The organism is Ruegeria sp. AL1, assembly GCF_056540905.1.
Genome location: NZ_JBQFXP010000005.1, coordinates 43,077 through 58,403, shown reverse-complemented (window position 1 = coordinate 58,403; position 15,327 = coordinate 43,077). Strand labels below are relative to the sequence as shown.

The window sequence follows — 15,327 nt, the reverse complement described above, 5'->3', positions numbered from 1 at the left end:
GTTGAACAGAACCGAATTCATCATCGCCACCGCCATCATCCTGTTCGCAGCCTTCTGCATGGGCTGGTTTGCCAACTGGCTGGCCCACCGTCTGTCGCGCGTGCGCCAAAGTGACGTGGCCGATCTGGATCGCATGAGTCAGGAGCTGCACGAGGCCGAAGAAACCCGCGATCAGGCCATCACCTATCTGCAACAGCGCGAGGCCGAGCTGACCAATCAGCTGACCCAGACCGAGGCTGAACTTGCCGCTACAATGGAAGTCGTCCGCGCCGCCCGACAAGAGGCCGAGGAACTGCGCGGCCGTATCAACAACGCAGACTGATTTACCAGCGGGTCAACGCGTCTTCATCCTCGTCCTTGGCGGCCACCCATTCGGCACCGGATGTGGTGATTTCCTTCTTCCAGAACGGCGCGCGGGATTTGAGGTAATCCATCAGAAACTCTGCTGCCTCGAACGCATCTTTTCTGTGAGGCGACGCGGTGGCCACCATCATGATCCGGTCGCCCGGCGCAAGACGCCCATGGCGGTGGATCACCAGCACATCACCCAGCGACCAACGCGCCTGCGCCTCTTCGGCGATTTTGGCAAGCGCCCGCTCGGTCATGCCGGGGTAATGCTCGATCTCCATCACGTCCAGATCGCCGGTGGCCAGATCGCGCACGACGCCGGCAAAGGTCACAATAGCACCGTTTGCCGCCTCATCGCCCGAGGCAAAGGCGTTGACCTCGGCCCCCAGATCAAAGGGCGCTTCCTGAACGACGACGCGCATGTCAGCCCCCTGTCATGGGTGGGAAAAACGCAACCTCGCGCACCCCAGTCAAAGGAGCGTCAAAATCCGACAATTCCTGATCCAGCGCCACGCGCAGGGCCGAAAGATCGGCGAAAGCGGCGGCATAGCGATCCTCGCGCGCGCTCAGCTCGGCAACCAGATCATTGACCGTGGCCGCCTGCGTTTCGACCTTTTCTTTCGGCAGGCCGATGCGTTCGCGCACCCAGGCGAAATACAGCACGTCCATCCGTTAGCTCTCCTTCAGGTGGGGCATCGCTTTACGTAGGTAATCATAGCCGGTGATCAATGTCAGCGTGGCGGCAATCCACAACAACCACAGCCCGATCTGTCCGGACCAGTACATGCCGGTGAGATGCCAGCGCAGGTGATTTACGTCCTCAACCTGGCCCGAGATCACCTGCTCGACCAGATCGGCATCCATACCAAAGGTCGACATCACCGCATAATGTTCAAAGATGCCCTGCGAAAACAGAACCGCAATGGCAACCATTTGCGCCGTCGTCTTCCACTTGGCCAGCTTGGTGACCTTGAGCGTACCGGCAACATCGCCCAGATATTCGCGCAGACCCGAGACGAAAACCTCGCGAAACAGGATCACGGTGGCCGGCAAGACCAGCCAGGCGGTCCAGCTGTCCTGAGCATACCCCACAAGTATCATCAGCGCGATCACCACCATCGCCTTGTCGGCAATCGGGTCAAGCATCGCGCCAATCTTGGTCTCCTGTTTCCACGCGCGCGCAAGATAACCGTCGAACCAGTCGGTAATCGCAGCCGACAGGAACAGGATCAGCGCAAACCAGTCTGCATAGGGTCGGGTGAAATACAAAAACATCACGGCCAGACCGGGTGCAGCCAGCAGACGCAGCAGAGTCAGAATATTGGGCAGGTTCCACTTCATAATGCCGACCCTACATCGCGGTTTCAGGACAGAAAAGACAGGCTGTCGAAAAACATCCCCAATCACAGATGGTTGGTCAAAGCGCCGCAGCCCTTGGACTCGGGCCGGTTTGACGTCAGATTGCGCAGAACATCAGACCGGGGCAAGGTACATGACAACTCATATTAAAACCGACCCCAGGTCAAACCTGATCGGCAGCGCCTGGATGATCGGCGCCATGGCCATGTTCGCCGTCGAGGACGCGCTGCTGAAGTCCGCCGCAGTCGCCCTGCCGATCTGGCAGGTTCTGATCCTGTTCGGACTGGGTGGATCTGTCATCTTCGCCATTGTTGCCATGCAGCGCGGCACCCGCCTGTTTCACCCCGACGTGCGGTCGCGCGCGATGCAGGTGCGCGCTTGTTTCGAGGTTCTGGGCCGGTTGTTCTATGTGCTGGCGATCGCCTATACGCCGCTGTCCTCGGCGACGGTGATCCTGCAGGCCACGCCCCTCGTCGTTGTTGCGGGGGCTGCTGTGTTCTTTGGCGAGACTGTCGGGTGGCGACGTTGGAGCGCTATTCTGATCGGTTTGATCGGAGTGGTGATCATCATTCAGCCCACCGGAGACAGTTTCTCGGCGCTGTCCATTCTGGCGGTCCTTGGCATGTTCGGTTTTGCAGGCCGCGATTTGTCCAGCCGCGCCGCGCCAGCGACGCTGGGCACCGAGGTGCTGGGGTTTTACGGGTTCATCTGCGTGGTTCTTGCCGGGGGTCTGTTCTGGTTCTTCGAAGGCGGTGCGTTTGTCGCGCTCAGCCCGCAACACAGCCTCTATTTGGCCGGGGCGGTCCTGTGCGGGGCCATTGCCTATGCGTCCCTGATGAAGGCCATGCGCACCGGCGAAGTTTCGGCCGTCACGCCGTTTCGCTATTCGCGATTGCTGTTCGGAATCGGGTTGGGCGTTATGATGTTCGGCGAGCGGCTGGACCGCACCATGTGGATCGGCAGCGCGCTGATCGTGGCCTCGGGGCTGTATATCCTGTGGCGGGGACGCCGCACCTAGCCCTTGTCGTGGAAGAAATCGTAAACTTTCTGCGCCAGCCCGGCTGATATCCCCTCGACCGCTTTCAAATCCGCCAAATTGGCCCGGCTGACCGCCTTGGCACTGCCGAAATGAGTCAGCAAGGCGCGCTTGCGCGCAGCCCCCACGCCAGGGATCTCGTCCAGAGGCGTAGCGCCGACCGCCTTGGCCCGCTTCGCCCGGTGGGTTCCGATTGCAAAGCGGTGTGCCTCGTCCCTGAGACGCTGGATGAAATACAGCACCGGGTCGTTGCGTTTCAGCGCAAAGGGACGCTGGCCGGTGCGATGGAATTCTTCCTTGCCGTGATCCCGGTCAACACCTTTGGCGACACCAACCATTGGAATGTCTTCAACGCCATGTTCGACCATGATCTCGCGCACCGCACTCACTTGCCCGGCGCCGCCATCGATCAGCAGCAGGTCGGGCCACATGCCTTTTTCGCGGTCGGGATCTTCCTTTTGCAGGCGGGTGAAACGGCGGGTCAGGACCTCTTTCATCATGCCGAAATCGTCGCCAGGGGTCAGGTCGTCGCCACGAATATTGAACTTGCGATAAGCATTTTTCATGAACCCTTCGGGGCCCGCTACGATCATGCCACCCACAGCATTCGCGCCCTGGATATGGCTGTTGTCATAGACTTCGATCCGGGCCGGAGGCGCGTCCAGCTCAAACGCCTCGGCCACACCGCGCAGCAGCTTGGCTTGCGTGGCACTTTCCGACATCCGCCGGGCCAGCGATTCACGTGCGTTGCGCAGGGCACCGGCGACCAGCTCCTGCTTTTCGCCGCGTTGCGGGACAAGGATTTCCACCTTGCGGCCCGCTTTCTCGGACAGAGCCTGCTGCATCAGATCGGCGTTTTCGATTGCGTCCGACAGGATCAGTTGCCGGGGTGGTTCCTTGTTGTCGTAGAACTGGCCCAAAAAGGCCTCCATCACCTCGGCAGGCGACACGTCGGCCCCGACCCGAGGGTAGAAATCCTTGTTCCCCCAGTTCTGGTTGGCGCGAATAAAGAACACCTGCACACAGGCCTGCCCGCTATCCATATAAAGGCCGATCACGTCTGCCTCGACCACGCCGCGCGGGTTGATCCCCTGAGAGGTCTGTACCTGTGTCAGCGCCCTTATCCGGTCACGCAGACCGGCGGCGCGTTCGAACTCCATCGCCTCAGAAGCCGCCATCATCTGTTCCGCCAGATCCTCTTGCACTTTGGTTGACCGGCCCGAGAGGAACCGCTCAGCATCCCTGACGCTTTCACGGTAATCCGCTGCCGAAATCAAACCCACACACGGTCCCGAACACCGCTTGATCTGATAGAGCAGACAGGGTCGCGTGCGGCTGTCGAACATCGAATCCGAGCAATTGCGCAACAAAAACGCCTTTTGCAGCTGATTCAGCGTCCGATTGACAGCACCCGCACTGGCGAAAGGGCCGAAATAAGCCCCCTTCTCTTTCTTTGCCCCCCGATGTTTCTTGATCTGCGGAAAGGCGTGATCCTTGGCGACCAGAATATTGGGAAAGCTTTTATCATCGCGCAACAGCACGTTGTATTTTGGCTTGAGCTGCTTGATCAGGTTCTGTTCCAGCAGCAGCGCCTCGGTCTCGGTCCGTGTGGTCAGAAACATCATCGAAGCGGTCGCGGCGATCATTTTCTCGATCCGGCCCGAATGCCCGGGGCGCGTGTAATTCGACACCCGCGCCTTCAGGTTCCGCGCTTTGCCCACGTATAAAACCCGACTGTCACCGTCCAGCATCCGGTATACGCCGGGCGATCCGTCCAATGTTTTTGCATACCGTTGAATGCAGGAATAGCCGGTGGATTGAATGTCAGAAGGTGAGTCGCTGTCGGTGGTCATACGCCAGAGATATGATTCTCTGATCCCGGCTGCAATCTTGAGCGTTCCAGTTCAAGAGAAAACAAATCCACGGTTTCTGTGGATAACTGTGCAGATAAGTTTTGGGTCGCCCGGAATTTCCCTTGTTTCATTAAGGATTCCTTGATTTGCCTAAAAAATAGGCGACCAAATAACACATTGTTTTTATTATATATTTTTTATTTCATAAGGCAAGTGTATGAAAGATAAGACATTTTTGTAACGTGCTGGTAACAGAAACGAGAGCGGTGCAAAACTTGCATCCGAGTTGTCTATTCCACGCCCAGAACGTCAGGAGTTTGCCAGCCCAGATGCTGACCGCCATCCACGCATAAAAGCTGTCCGGTAACAGCGTGCGCGTCCAGAAAATACCCCAGCGCCGCAGTGATATCGGATGGGTTTGCTCCACGCTCGAGCACGGTATTCATGCGCTGCGCCTTATAGTGATCCGCACTTTGCCGGTGCCCCTGCATCGTCGGCCCGGGTCCGATTGCGTTGACACGAATGGCAGGCGTCAACGCCTGAGCTGCGGTTCGCGTCAGCGCCCACAGACCCATCTTGGCGATGGTATAGGACATAAACTCGGGCGTCAGCTTGCGGACGCGCATATCGACCATGTTGACGATCAGTCCGGTTGCAACAGGTTCGCCCACGTCGTCCGTTTCCGGCTCCAGACCCTGCTCGGCCATCGCCTGTGTCAGAACGAATGGCGCACGCAGGTTGCTGTCTAGATGACGGTCCCAGCTGGCGCGTGTCGCGGTGTGGATGTTGTCATATTCGAAGATCGAGGCGTTGTTCACGAGGCACGTAATCGGCCCGCTCAACCCTTCGGCCGCGCGGGACAACAGTTTGGCTACCTGCGCTTCGTCCAGCAGGTCCGCCTGCAATGCGACGGCGTGCCGACCCAGAGCCTTGATCTCGGCCACAACCGCCTGAGCAGGCCGTTCTGAGGTCGCAAAGTGGACGGCGACATCATACCCGCGCTGCGCCAGATACAGGGCCATCGCCCGGCCAAGACGAATTCCGGCACCGGTCACCAACGCTCGGGTCATAAGGCTCGCTCCCTGCTTCTTACGCCAACAGAGAAATGACGTAGACTACATACAGAAGTGTCAACACCATACCCCAGCCGCGTGTGATGTCTTTCTTGAAAAAGACGAAGGGGATCAGCAACAGGGATGAGCCCAGCATGACCCAAAGGTCAAATCGCAGGAATTCAGGATCAACCGGGATGCGTCCGAACAAGGTCGCGATACCGATAATGGCCAGCAGGTTGAACATGTTCGACCCGATGACATTGCCCAGCGCCACATCCGCCTGACGGCGCAACGCGGCCATCACGGTGGTGGCCAGTTCCGGCAATGACGTGCCCACGGCAATGAGTGTCAGACCGATGACCGTTTCGCTGACCCCATAATCGCGGGCGATAATTGTCGCGTTGTCGACCAGCAGATGTGCCCCCATGGGAAGCCCGATCAGGCCCAGAATCAGATAAATCGAAACCTTCCAGTAAGGCATGTCCGGGTCGGCTTCTTCCAACCCTTCCAATTCCTCGTCATCGGCGCAGGCTTCACCACAGGCTTTGCGGTGGGCATGGGCCTCGCGGAAGGCATTGCCGAGCACCAGGCCCAAAGCGACCAGCAAAATGGCACCGCTGATCAGGTTGAAAACCCCGCAGAAGGCCAATCCGATGAACAGAACCGAAGCCAGCAGCATAAAGACATAGTTCTTGCGGCTGTCGCATTCGCTTGTGTGCAAGGTCGCCAGCAGCGCGGGCAAACCCAGAACCAGCAGAATATTTGCGGTGTTCGACCCCACAACGTTGCCCAAAGCAATACCCGGCGCGTTTTCCTGAATCGCGCTGATCGCAATCAACAACTCGGGCGCCGAGGTGCCAAATGCCACTATGGTCAGGCTGACGATCAGTGCGGGCACACCAAGACGCAGGCTGAGATTGACCGCACCACGCACCAGCGCATCCCCTGCCAACAACAGGATCAGAAGTCCGAGGCCGGAAAACAGCCATGCTGTCATGAACGCCCCCCCTTTTCGCAGGCACAGGGACCTTTGCCAATTCTGAACCGGCCACAGCGCGAACATCTGGCCGAATTCAGCCGTTTTTGCCCCGGAAAGCGCAGCTTTCCGAACATCGCCAGCACCGCCATGCCGACCAGAAACAAAGTGACGGCCTTGATGATCACATTACAAACCGAAACGCGCGTAGGCCGCCCGCTCCTCTAGCCCGGCAATGGCGTCCTGTGCCATCTCGGCCCCAAAGCGCGACCAGAACGGTTTCTTCAATCCGTACCGGCGGAATTTCACTTTGTCGCCGAAACGGTCCTGCATCTTGGGCTTAAGGTGGGCAATCCCATCGATCAGACCCAATTCCTGCGCCCGCCGCGCCAGCCAGACCTCGCCCGTGAACAGATCCTGGGTCTCGTCCAGTTTTCCGTCGCGACGCGCTTTGACATGCGCAATGAAATTCTCGTGGATATCACCCAGCAGGCGTTTCAGACGCGCGACGTCTTCTTTCTTTTCCGGCGCGAACGGGTCGAGCATCGATTTCGACTGGCCCGCCGTGTGAACCCGCCGCTCGAACCCCTGCCGGGCGAGAAAGACATGCGCGCCGAACCCCGACGAAATCACCCCGATCGAGCCAAGAACGGAACTGTCATCCGCGTAGATTTCATCGGCTGCCGCGGCAAGCCAATACCCGCCCGAGGCCGCCACATCCTCGACAAAGGCATAGACGGGGATATCCAGCTCATCCGCCAGCCGCCGGATGCGCGCCCCGATCAGAGAGCTTTGCACCGGGGAACCGCCGGGCGAGTTTACCTCAAGCGCGACGGCGGCGGGTTTGCCCTTGCGGAATGCCTTTTCAAGCACCGGCGCCAAACCGGCATCCGACATCGACCCACGCCCGGCCATTCCAATTGCACCGGACAGGCGGACAATGGCGACGCAAGGGTGCTTTTTGACAAATGGCAGGCTGAACTTCATGGGTGCCGATGTAGAGTGCGCCCAACCGGTAAACAAGGGACGGTCCGGGCGTTAAATGTGACGTGAACACATTTTCCTGAGTGTGATGGGCAAAAATGCAACGGCCAACCTGACTTAGCTACGAATGCGCCAGCCGGTTTTGAAGATCCAGCCAATGATCCCCAAACACAATACTGTGAACGCCAGAATTGCCAAAAGGCTGAACCCGATAGGAACATCGGCCAGACCGTAAAAGGACCAGCGAAAGCCCGAAATCAGATAGACCACCGGGTTGAACAAGGTGATCGTCTGCCAGACCGGCGGCAGCATCGAGATGGAATAAAACGTGCCCCCCAGAAAGATCAGCGGGGTCACGATCAGCTGCGGCACCAGCGACATCTGCTCGAAATTGCTGGCCCAGATGCCGATGATAAAACCCAGCAGGGAAAAGCTGAGGCAGGTCAGGATCAGAAACACAGCCATCGCGATGGGGTGTTCGATGCGTAAATCCACAAAGAATGTGGCCGTGGCCAGAATCACCAGCCCCACAAAAAGCGACTTGGTGGCTGCAGCCCCCACATACCCGATAACGATCTCGATAAAATTCACCGGGGCCGACAAAAGCTCGTAGATCGTGCCCAGGAATTTCGGAAAGTAAATCCCGAAGGACGCGTTGGAGATGGCCAGCATCACCACGGACAGCATGATCAGACCGGGCACGATGAACGCGCCATAAGACACGCCTTCAACCTCCTGAATGCGGCTGCCGATGGCGGTGCCAAAGACCACGAAATACAAGGAAGTCGACAGAACCGGTGACAGAAAGCTCTGCGCCAGAGTGCGAAAGAACCGGGCCATTTCAAACCGGTATATGGCGGCGATGGCGGACCAGTTCATGCGGGTTCTCCGGACACCAGATTGACAAAGATTTCCTCAAGGCTCGACTGCCGGGTCTGCACGTCGCGCAAGACCAACCCGGCCTGGGCCACATCGTTCAGCAATGTGGTAATGCCAGTTCGGTCCGCATTTGTGTCATAGGTATAAACCAGCGCATCGCCATCGCCACTCAGCGTCAGGCTATGTGCTGCCAGACTATCCGGAATGGCCGAGATCGGTTCCGTCAACATCACCTCGATCTGCTTTTTCCCCATCTGAGCCATCAAAGTGTCTTTGTCCTGCACCAGTAGCAACTCACCCTTGTCGATGACCCCGACACGATCGGCGATGGCCTCGGCCTCTTCGATGTAATGCGTGGTCAGGATGATGGTGACACCGGCCTGTTTCAGCTCGGCCACAATCTCCCACATGTCCTTGCGCAGTTCGACATCCACGCCTGCGGTAGGCTCGTCCAGAAACAACACACGCGGTTCATGCGCCAGTGCCTTGGCGATCAGCACCCGGCGCTTCATTCCGCCCGACAGTTCCTTGATCGCATTCTTGCGCTTGTCCCACAGCGAGAGCTTGCGAAGGATCTCCTCGATCCGGGCGTTGTCTGAGCCAAACCCAAACAAACCCCGAGAGAAGCGCACCGTGTTCCAGACCTTCTCAAACGGTTCCAGCGCAATTTCCTGCGGCACAAGTCCGATCATCCGGCGGGCTGCGCGAAAATCGGTCTGAATGTCGTGCCCCCCAACAGTCACGCTGCCAGAGGTTGGTGTGGTGATACCGCATATCGTAGAGATCAGCGTCGTCTTGCCCGCGCCATTCGGGCCGAGCAGGGCCAGAATCTCACCCTCTTCAATGTCCAGCGAGACACCTTTGAGTGCCTCGAACCCATCCGCATAGGATTTTCGCAGATCCCGGATCGATAGTATCGTCGTCATTCATGCCCTCATTCTGGCCCAGACCCTATCGCGGCAACCGATCAGAGAACAGGGCATTTCCGCAAAGATGTGGGCCAGCGAGGCCTCGGACGGCGCGATTGAATCAGATTGCCTGCCGCCAGACATTTCCGGCTTGCATTCCAGCATCGCCCCGGAAACCCTGAGCATTGTGGAGGACGATATGCTTGACGGTATCCGTATCATTGAATTCGAAGGGCTGGGCCCCGGGCCCTTTGCTGCCATGTTGCTTGCAGATATGGGAGCGGACGTGATCACCATCCACCGCAAAGGCGCGCCCGTGACGCCCGGCATGCCGGATCGGTCCCTGCTGGATCGCGGCAAACGCTCAATCGCTCTGGACCTGAAGGACAGCGCAGACCTTCATGTGGCCCGCAAATTGATCACCACGGCAGATGCGTTGATCGAAGGCTTCCGCCCCGGAGTGATGGAAAAACTCGGGCTTGGCCCATCCATCTGCCACGATCTGAACCCCAAACTGATCTATGGGCGCATGACGGGTTGGGGTCAGGACAGTCCATTGTCACATAGCGCCGGGCACGATCTGAACTATATCGCGCTCTCTGGAGCGCTCTGGTACGCCTCGGCCCCCGGTCAGCCCCCTGTGACACCCGCAACTCTGGTGGGCGACATTGGCGGCGGCGCGATGTATCTGGTTGCCGGTCTTTTGGCAGGCCTGCTCAATGCGCAGCGTACCGGGGTTGGCACAGTGGTCGACGCCGCCATCTATGACGGCTCAGCCCATATGATGAACCTGTTGATGAGCCTGCGGCAAACCGGAAACCTCTCAGACACCCGCGGCCAAAGCCTGCTGGATGGCCCCCATTGGAGCCGAAGCTATACTTGCGCCGACGGCGGCCATATCTCGGTTCAGTGCCTCGAGCCGAAATTCTATACCTGTTTCCTTGATCTCATGAAGCTAGGGGATGATCCGGAATTCGCCCAGCAATATGACGACACCGCGTGGCCCCGACTTTCAGACCGGCTCGCCGATATCTTCGCCACCAAGCCGCGCGATCACTGGGCCGCGCTGTTCCACGGCACCGATGCCTGCGTTACACCTGTCCTGTCCCCGACCGAGGCACGGGCACATCCCATGAATGCCGCCCGGCAAACATGGCTGGACCACGACGGTACAAGACAAGCCGCCGCCGCCCCCCGCTTCTCCACCCGCAACTGGCACCCTAAACCCAGCCCCAAACGCGGAGAGCACACGCAGGACATCCTGAACGAACTCCCGCCCGCTTCATCTGGCTAAAAATATCCCGGGGGAGAATTGGCCGCAGGCCAAGAGGGGGCTGGCCCCCTCACCCGATCACCGCCCGCGCACCGTATCGATCATCAACTGCACATTCTCAGGGTCTGCATCCGGCGTGATCCCATGCCCCAGATTGAAGATATGCGGGCCTTTCGAGAACGCCTCGACAATCGCGCGGGTCTCATCCACCAGCGCCTGCCCGCCCGTCACCATATGGGATGAGGCCAGATTGCCCTGCACACAGCCATCCACCTGCACATGTTCAGCCGCCCAGTCTGGCGACACCGAATTGTCCAGCGCCACGCAATCGACACCCGTGGCCTTGGCAAATCCGACATAACCTTCACCCGCTTCACGCGGGAAGCCGATCACTGGAATACCCGGATGCCGGGCCTTGATCGCCTGCGTAATCGCCCGGCAGGGCTCAACAGCGTATTTCCGGAACGCCTCGCCCTTCAATGATCCCGCCCAGCTGTCGAAAATCTTGACCACCTCAGCCCCTGCCTCGATCTGTGCGGACAGGTATTCAATCGTCGCTGCAGTAATCCGATCCAGCAGAGCCTCGAACAGAGCGGTGTTTTCCTCGCGCAACGCATGCGCCGGCCCCTGATCCGGCGTGCCACGCCCGGCGATCATATAGGTGGCCACCGTCCAAGGGGCACCTGCGAAACCGATCAGCGTTGTCTCGGAGGGCAATTCCCGCGACAGGATGCGCACGGTCTCATAGACTGGCGACAGCGTCTCGTGGATATCCTCAACCGGTTTCAGCGCATCGAAGTCCGATTGCTGCGTGATCTTTGACAGGCGCGGGCCTTCACCGGTGACAAACCACAGGTCAGCGCCCAGCGCTTGCGGTACCAGCAGGATATCTGCAAACAAGATCGCCGCGTCAAAGCCATAGCGGCGAATGGGCTGCAATGTAACTTCGGCCGCCAGTTCGGGGTTGTAACACAGCGACAGAAAATCCCCGGCCTGCGCACGGGTCGCGCGATACTCGGGCAGATAGCGCCCGGCCTGGCGCATCATCCAGATCGGCGGAACGTCCTGAACCTCGCCCGCCAGCGCCCGCAGCAATGTCTTTGTTTCGGCCATGCCTGTCCCCAATCTTCCGGTTTGGCGTCACCGGTCGTCCCTCAGTGGCAATTTGTCAAGCTCTGCCCCCATTGTCAGGGCAATGTGACGCGACTAAAGCTGTGCGCATGAGTCTCACATTGCCCACCCCCGCCTCGCCTCTCAAAATCGGTACCCGTGGATCGCCGCTGGCGCTGGCGCAGGCACATGAAACCCGCGCGCGTCTGAGCAAAGCGTTCGACCTGCCCGAAGACGCGTTCGAGATCGTGGTGATCAAGACCACCGGCGACAACCGCGCCATGATCGATGCGGACCGCCCGCTGAAAGAGATCGGCAACAAAGGTCTTTTCACCAAGGAAATCGAAGAGGCGATGTTGCGCGGCGATATTGACATTGCGGTGCATTCGACAAAGGACATGCCGGTCGAGCAACCGGCCGGGCTGGTGTTGGACACGTTCCTGCCGCGCGAAGATGTGCGCGACGCCTTTATCTCTCCCAGCCTGCGCTCCATTCACGATCTGCCGGAAGGCGCAGTGGTCGGAACGTCTTCACTGCGGCGGCGTGCACAGCTGCTGAATCGGCGACCCGATCTGAACGTGGTCGAGTTTCGCGGCAATGTGCAGACCCGGCTGAAGAAACTGGCTGACGGGGTGGCCGATTGCACCTTTCTCGCAATGGCCGGGCTGCGGCGTCTGCAGATGGACGAGGTTCCGGCCACAGCAATCTCGCCCGACGACATGCTGCCCGCGATTGCGCAGGGCACCATCGGGATTGAACGGCGCGCCGACGACAGCCGCGCCGCTGATATGCTGGCCGCAATACACCACACCGAGACCGGTAACCGGCTTGCAGCGGAACGCGCGCTGCTGTTGGGGCTGGACGGCTCGTGCGAGACGCCCATTGCCGGGCTGGCGCAAATCCACGATGGCACCCTTCACCTGCGCGGCGAAGTCCTGCGCCCGGACGGGTCGGAATCCATCGCGCTTGAAGCAACGGGCCCAGCCTCGGACGGGACGTCCATCGGTCAGAAAATGGCTGCAGATTTGCTGGCCAAGGCCGGTCCGGGATTTTTTGATTGGCGATAAGCAATTAATTTTCAACGAATGTGATCTTGTTCACTGAACCCGCAGCGCAGTTGGCGCAATGTGAGGTTGTGCTGATGAGAACACCCGGGCGGTCTCGAGTATATCGAAAGTTTTAGCCCGTTATGTTTTAGATAGTATTCGAGGGGGCGAGACCGACCTCTTTGTTCCATCAGACGGGCCGCTGTTGAATTACCAACAGCGGCCCATTTTATTTGCCCAGCAAATTCCAATCTAACCGGTGGCTCTGTTGGGGCCATTGTGATGGCTAAACACCACCTGCGTCGCGGATACATCGGCGCGAAAATCTGCCACGCGCCCGGGAATCGCCCGATAGAAATCAACCAGTCCCCGCTCGACCTCTGCCGACAAGTGGATGCAATCACTGCAGTATCTAAGTATTTCGTCCTGAGTCTCGCGGTTTCTGATCGCGGCTATCAATGTCTCATGCGCCCTTTCCAGAGATTTGAACGCGCCACTCAGGGCCACGTCGCGATTACCGACCAGAAGATATACCGGCTCTGGCTCGCTTTTACCCTTGAGATCTATAAACCCGGCCTCCAGCACCGCCAGGTCCGAACCGGTCGCCGCTTGCACTGAGTGTGAGACAAGAATGTCGTACTCAACGTGGCGGCAGGTCTGCTCGATCCGCGCGGCCACGTTCACGACATCCCCGATAACCGTATAGTTGAACCGGCTGCGCGAACCGATATTGCCGACACACGCGGTGCCTGTCGCACAACCGGTCGCCAGCGCTATTGGCGGGCGTCCCTGCATGGTCGGAGAGTCATTGAACACTGTAAGGGCCTGGCGCATGTTCAGCGCCGCAAGCGCGGCTTTGCAGGGATGATCGGGAACCGGAAGCGGCGCGTTCCAGAACGCCATGACGGCATCACCGATGAATTTGTCGATCGTTCCGCGCTCTAGCAGAATGCGATCCCCGATTTCCGAGAACAGTTCATTTAACATCGCGACCAGACCAGTGGCCGAGACCGTTTCGGAAAGTGGCGTGAAACCGCGAATATCCGAGAACATCACGGTGATCTCTTGCGTCTCGCCGCCCAGTTGCAATTGGTGACCGTTGGCCTCCATCTCATCCAGTATTTCCGGCGCGACATAATGCGAGAAGGTCTGGCGGATCACACGCTTCTCACGCTCGGTCGACGCGAACTGATATGCGGCCAGCAATCCGAAATTGGCCATCCCCCCAATCAGCGGAAATGTGGCGTCGAACAGGACCAACTGATTCTGGAACGCCATCCAACTGATGCCCATCACGACAGCGGCCGCGACACCACCCGCCACAAACGAGGCCACGGCACCAAAGCTGGACATCACCACCGTTACAACAACCCCAAGGATGACAAAGGCCACCAATTCCAGCGCCGATGTTACATCCGAGCGACTGAGCATTTCGCCCAGCAGAATCTGCTCAATGATCTGCGCGTGGATAGAAACACCCGGCACGGATTCGCCCAGCGCGGTTTCGCGCATATCAAACAGCCCCGCTGCGGAAGTTCCGACAAGGATGATCCGCCCCTCAATCTGTTCGCGCAATTGCGGGTTCTCGTGGTCTTGCATGACATCGTCCGCAGAAAGATACAGATCGGGATGATCCTTGCGGTACCGCACCCAGATTTCGCCATGTTCGGTGGTTGGCATCCAGTATTCCGCAAGCCCGACACCCAGCATGATACCGGCCTCGTCCTGTGCACCTTCGGCGAAGTAGACCGGCTCATCCAGTGCGACCCGCAGCGCCTCAACGCCCAGCCCAGGCATGACGCCGCCCGGACCGGCCCACAGAACCGGAACCCGACGAACCACGCCCAGACCGCCGATCGGAGACACGTTCACCCCGCCCACACCGGATGCGTAATCGCCCAAAGGCGGGGCCAGCGGAGTCCAATGGGGCACGGCAGTCAGTCCGGCTGCGGGGTTTTCGCCGATTTCGATCAGCCCGGATTTGGGGGCCACGACCGCTCCGCCATCGGAAATCCGAGCGGCAACACCCAGAATAACCGGATAACCCGCAAGGGCCGCCGCGAATTTCACATCATTGTCCAGCTCTGTCGCGTCGGAGTCCACGCTCAGAACACCCGACAGCGCCGGATCCTGCAGCAATCGGGACGGAGAATACCGATCCGGTTCGACAAACAGCATGTCGAAGGCGATCGCGGCGGCCCCGTAATCTGCCAATCTGTCAACCATCTGCGCCAACTGGGTGCGCGGCCAGGGCCATTGACCCCAGGCTGTCAGGGATTGCTCGTCTATGTCCACGACGCGCACGGGAAGATCGGGATCATAGACACGTGGAGAAATCCGTTGCAGAGCGTCAAAATAGATCAGCCGGGAAATCTGCACCGGGTAGGGATCCGCAACGCGAATGAAACAGCCGAACATGATCAGAATGATGCCCACCAGACGGAAGGCCAGCATCCGCGCCTTTCTGTCTATCGTTCTGCGCGCCACGTGATCCTCCTTG

At 59.1% G+C, this 15,327-nt stretch carries 15 protein-coding genes; 4 read left to right on the top strand and 11 right to left on the bottom strand.

Annotation, left to right across the window (positions count from 1 at the left end):
• The first annotated feature begins 1 nt into the window (after position 1).
• Complete coding sequence (locus tag ACRZ9X_RS09400) at positions 2–322, top strand: hypothetical protein (protein WP_480518111.1); 321 nt, start codon at positions 2–4, stop codon at positions 320–322.
• Between the two features lies 1 nt (position 323).
• Here the strand turns inward: ACRZ9X_RS09400 and ACRZ9X_RS09395 are convergent, their stop codons facing one another.
• From ACRZ9X_RS09395 to pgsA, 3 genes are read right to left on the bottom strand one after another with little or no spacing between them, the layout of a single operon-like run.
• On the bottom strand, positions 324–770 hold the full coding sequence (locus tag ACRZ9X_RS09395; RefSeq protein ID WP_480518109.1) for a molybdenum cofactor biosynthesis protein MoaE: 447 nt from the start codon (positions 768–770) through the stop codon (positions 324–326).
• Between the two features lies 1 nt (position 771).
• The gene (gene moaD, locus ACRZ9X_RS09390; protein ID WP_480518107.1) at positions 772–1,017 is read right to left on the bottom strand and encodes a molybdopterin converting factor subunit 1; all 246 of its coding nucleotides are present in this window, start codon (positions 1,015–1,017) and stop codon (positions 772–774) included.
• A gap of 3 nt (positions 1,018–1,020) precedes the next feature.
• Positions 1,021–1,689: a CDP-diacylglycerol--glycerol-3-phosphate 3-phosphatidyltransferase gene (gene pgsA, locus ACRZ9X_RS09385; protein ID WP_480518105.1), complete on the bottom strand. Its 669-nt coding sequence runs from the start codon at positions 1,687–1,689 to the stop codon at positions 1,021–1,023.
• Between the two features lie 151 nt (positions 1,690–1,840).
• Between pgsA and ACRZ9X_RS09380 the strand changes: the two genes are divergently transcribed.
• Positions 1,841–2,725: a DMT family transporter gene (locus ACRZ9X_RS09380; protein WP_480518104.1), complete on the top strand. Its 885-nt coding sequence runs from the start codon at positions 1,841–1,843 to the stop codon at positions 2,723–2,725.
• Here the strand turns inward: ACRZ9X_RS09380 and uvrC are convergent.
• The 6 genes from uvrC to ACRZ9X_RS09350 all read right to left on the bottom strand — a co-directional run bounded on the left by uvrC (position 2,722) and on the right by ACRZ9X_RS09350 (position 9,416).
• Positions 2,722–4,596: an excinuclease ABC subunit UvrC gene (gene uvrC / locus ACRZ9X_RS09375; RefSeq protein WP_480518102.1), complete on the bottom strand. Its 1,875-nt coding sequence runs from the start codon at positions 4,594–4,596 to the stop codon at positions 2,722–2,724. The genes ACRZ9X_RS09380 and uvrC overlap by 4 nt on opposite strands.
• A gap of 290 nt (positions 4,597–4,886) precedes the next feature.
• Positions 4,887–5,666, bottom strand: a complete 780-nt coding sequence (locus ACRZ9X_RS09370) for an SDR family oxidoreductase (protein WP_480518100.1) — start codon at positions 5,664–5,666, stop codon at positions 4,887–4,889.
• 19 nt (positions 5,667–5,685) lie between these two features.
• Positions 5,686–6,648, bottom strand: a complete 963-nt coding sequence (locus ACRZ9X_RS09365; RefSeq protein WP_480518098.1) for a calcium/sodium antiporter — start codon at positions 6,646–6,648, stop codon at positions 5,686–5,688.
• Between the two features lie 168 nt (positions 6,649–6,816).
• On the bottom strand, positions 6,817–7,614 hold the full coding sequence (locus tag ACRZ9X_RS09360) for a S49 family peptidase (protein WP_480518096.1): 798 nt from the start codon (positions 7,612–7,614) through the stop codon (positions 6,817–6,819).
• Between the two features lie 114 nt (positions 7,615–7,728).
• Positions 7,729–8,490, bottom strand: a complete 762-nt coding sequence (locus ACRZ9X_RS09355; RefSeq protein ID WP_480518094.1) for an ABC transporter permease — start codon at positions 8,488–8,490, stop codon at positions 7,729–7,731.
• Positions 8,487–9,416, bottom strand: a complete 930-nt coding sequence (locus ACRZ9X_RS09350) for an ABC transporter ATP-binding protein (protein WP_480518092.1) — start codon at positions 9,414–9,416, stop codon at positions 8,487–8,489. Before ACRZ9X_RS09350 ends, ACRZ9X_RS09355 begins: the two co-directional genes overlap by 4 nt.
• A 181-nt stretch (positions 9,417–9,597) precedes the next feature.
• Between ACRZ9X_RS09350 and ACRZ9X_RS09345 the strand changes: the two genes are divergently transcribed.
• On the top strand, positions 9,598–10,692 hold the full coding sequence (locus ACRZ9X_RS09345) for a CaiB/BaiF CoA transferase family protein (RefSeq protein ID WP_480518629.1): 1,095 nt from the start codon (positions 9,598–9,600) through the stop codon (positions 10,690–10,692).
• Between the two features lie 57 nt (positions 10,693–10,749).
• Here ACRZ9X_RS09345 and hemE read toward each other — a convergent pair whose 3' ends face one another.
• Entirely contained in the window at positions 10,750–11,784 is a 1,035-nt protein-coding gene (gene hemE, locus ACRZ9X_RS09340) for a uroporphyrinogen decarboxylase (protein ID WP_480518090.1), read from the bottom strand.
• A gap of 107 nt (positions 11,785–11,891) precedes the next feature.
• Here hemE and hemC point away from each other — a divergent pair, with 107 nt between their 5' ends.
• The gene (gene hemC, locus ACRZ9X_RS09335) at positions 11,892–12,848 is read left to right on the top strand and encodes a hydroxymethylbilane synthase (protein WP_480518088.1); all 957 of its coding nucleotides are present in this window, start codon (positions 11,892–11,894) and stop codon (positions 12,846–12,848) included.
• Positions 12,849–13,079: 231 nt separating this feature from the next.
• Here hemC and ACRZ9X_RS09330 read toward each other — a convergent pair whose 3' ends face one another.
• On the bottom strand, positions 13,080–15,314 hold the full coding sequence (locus ACRZ9X_RS09330; RefSeq protein ID WP_480518086.1) for a CHASE2 domain-containing protein: 2,235 nt from the start codon (positions 15,312–15,314) through the stop codon (positions 13,080–13,082).
• Between the last annotated feature and the right edge of the window lie 13 nt (positions 15,315–15,327).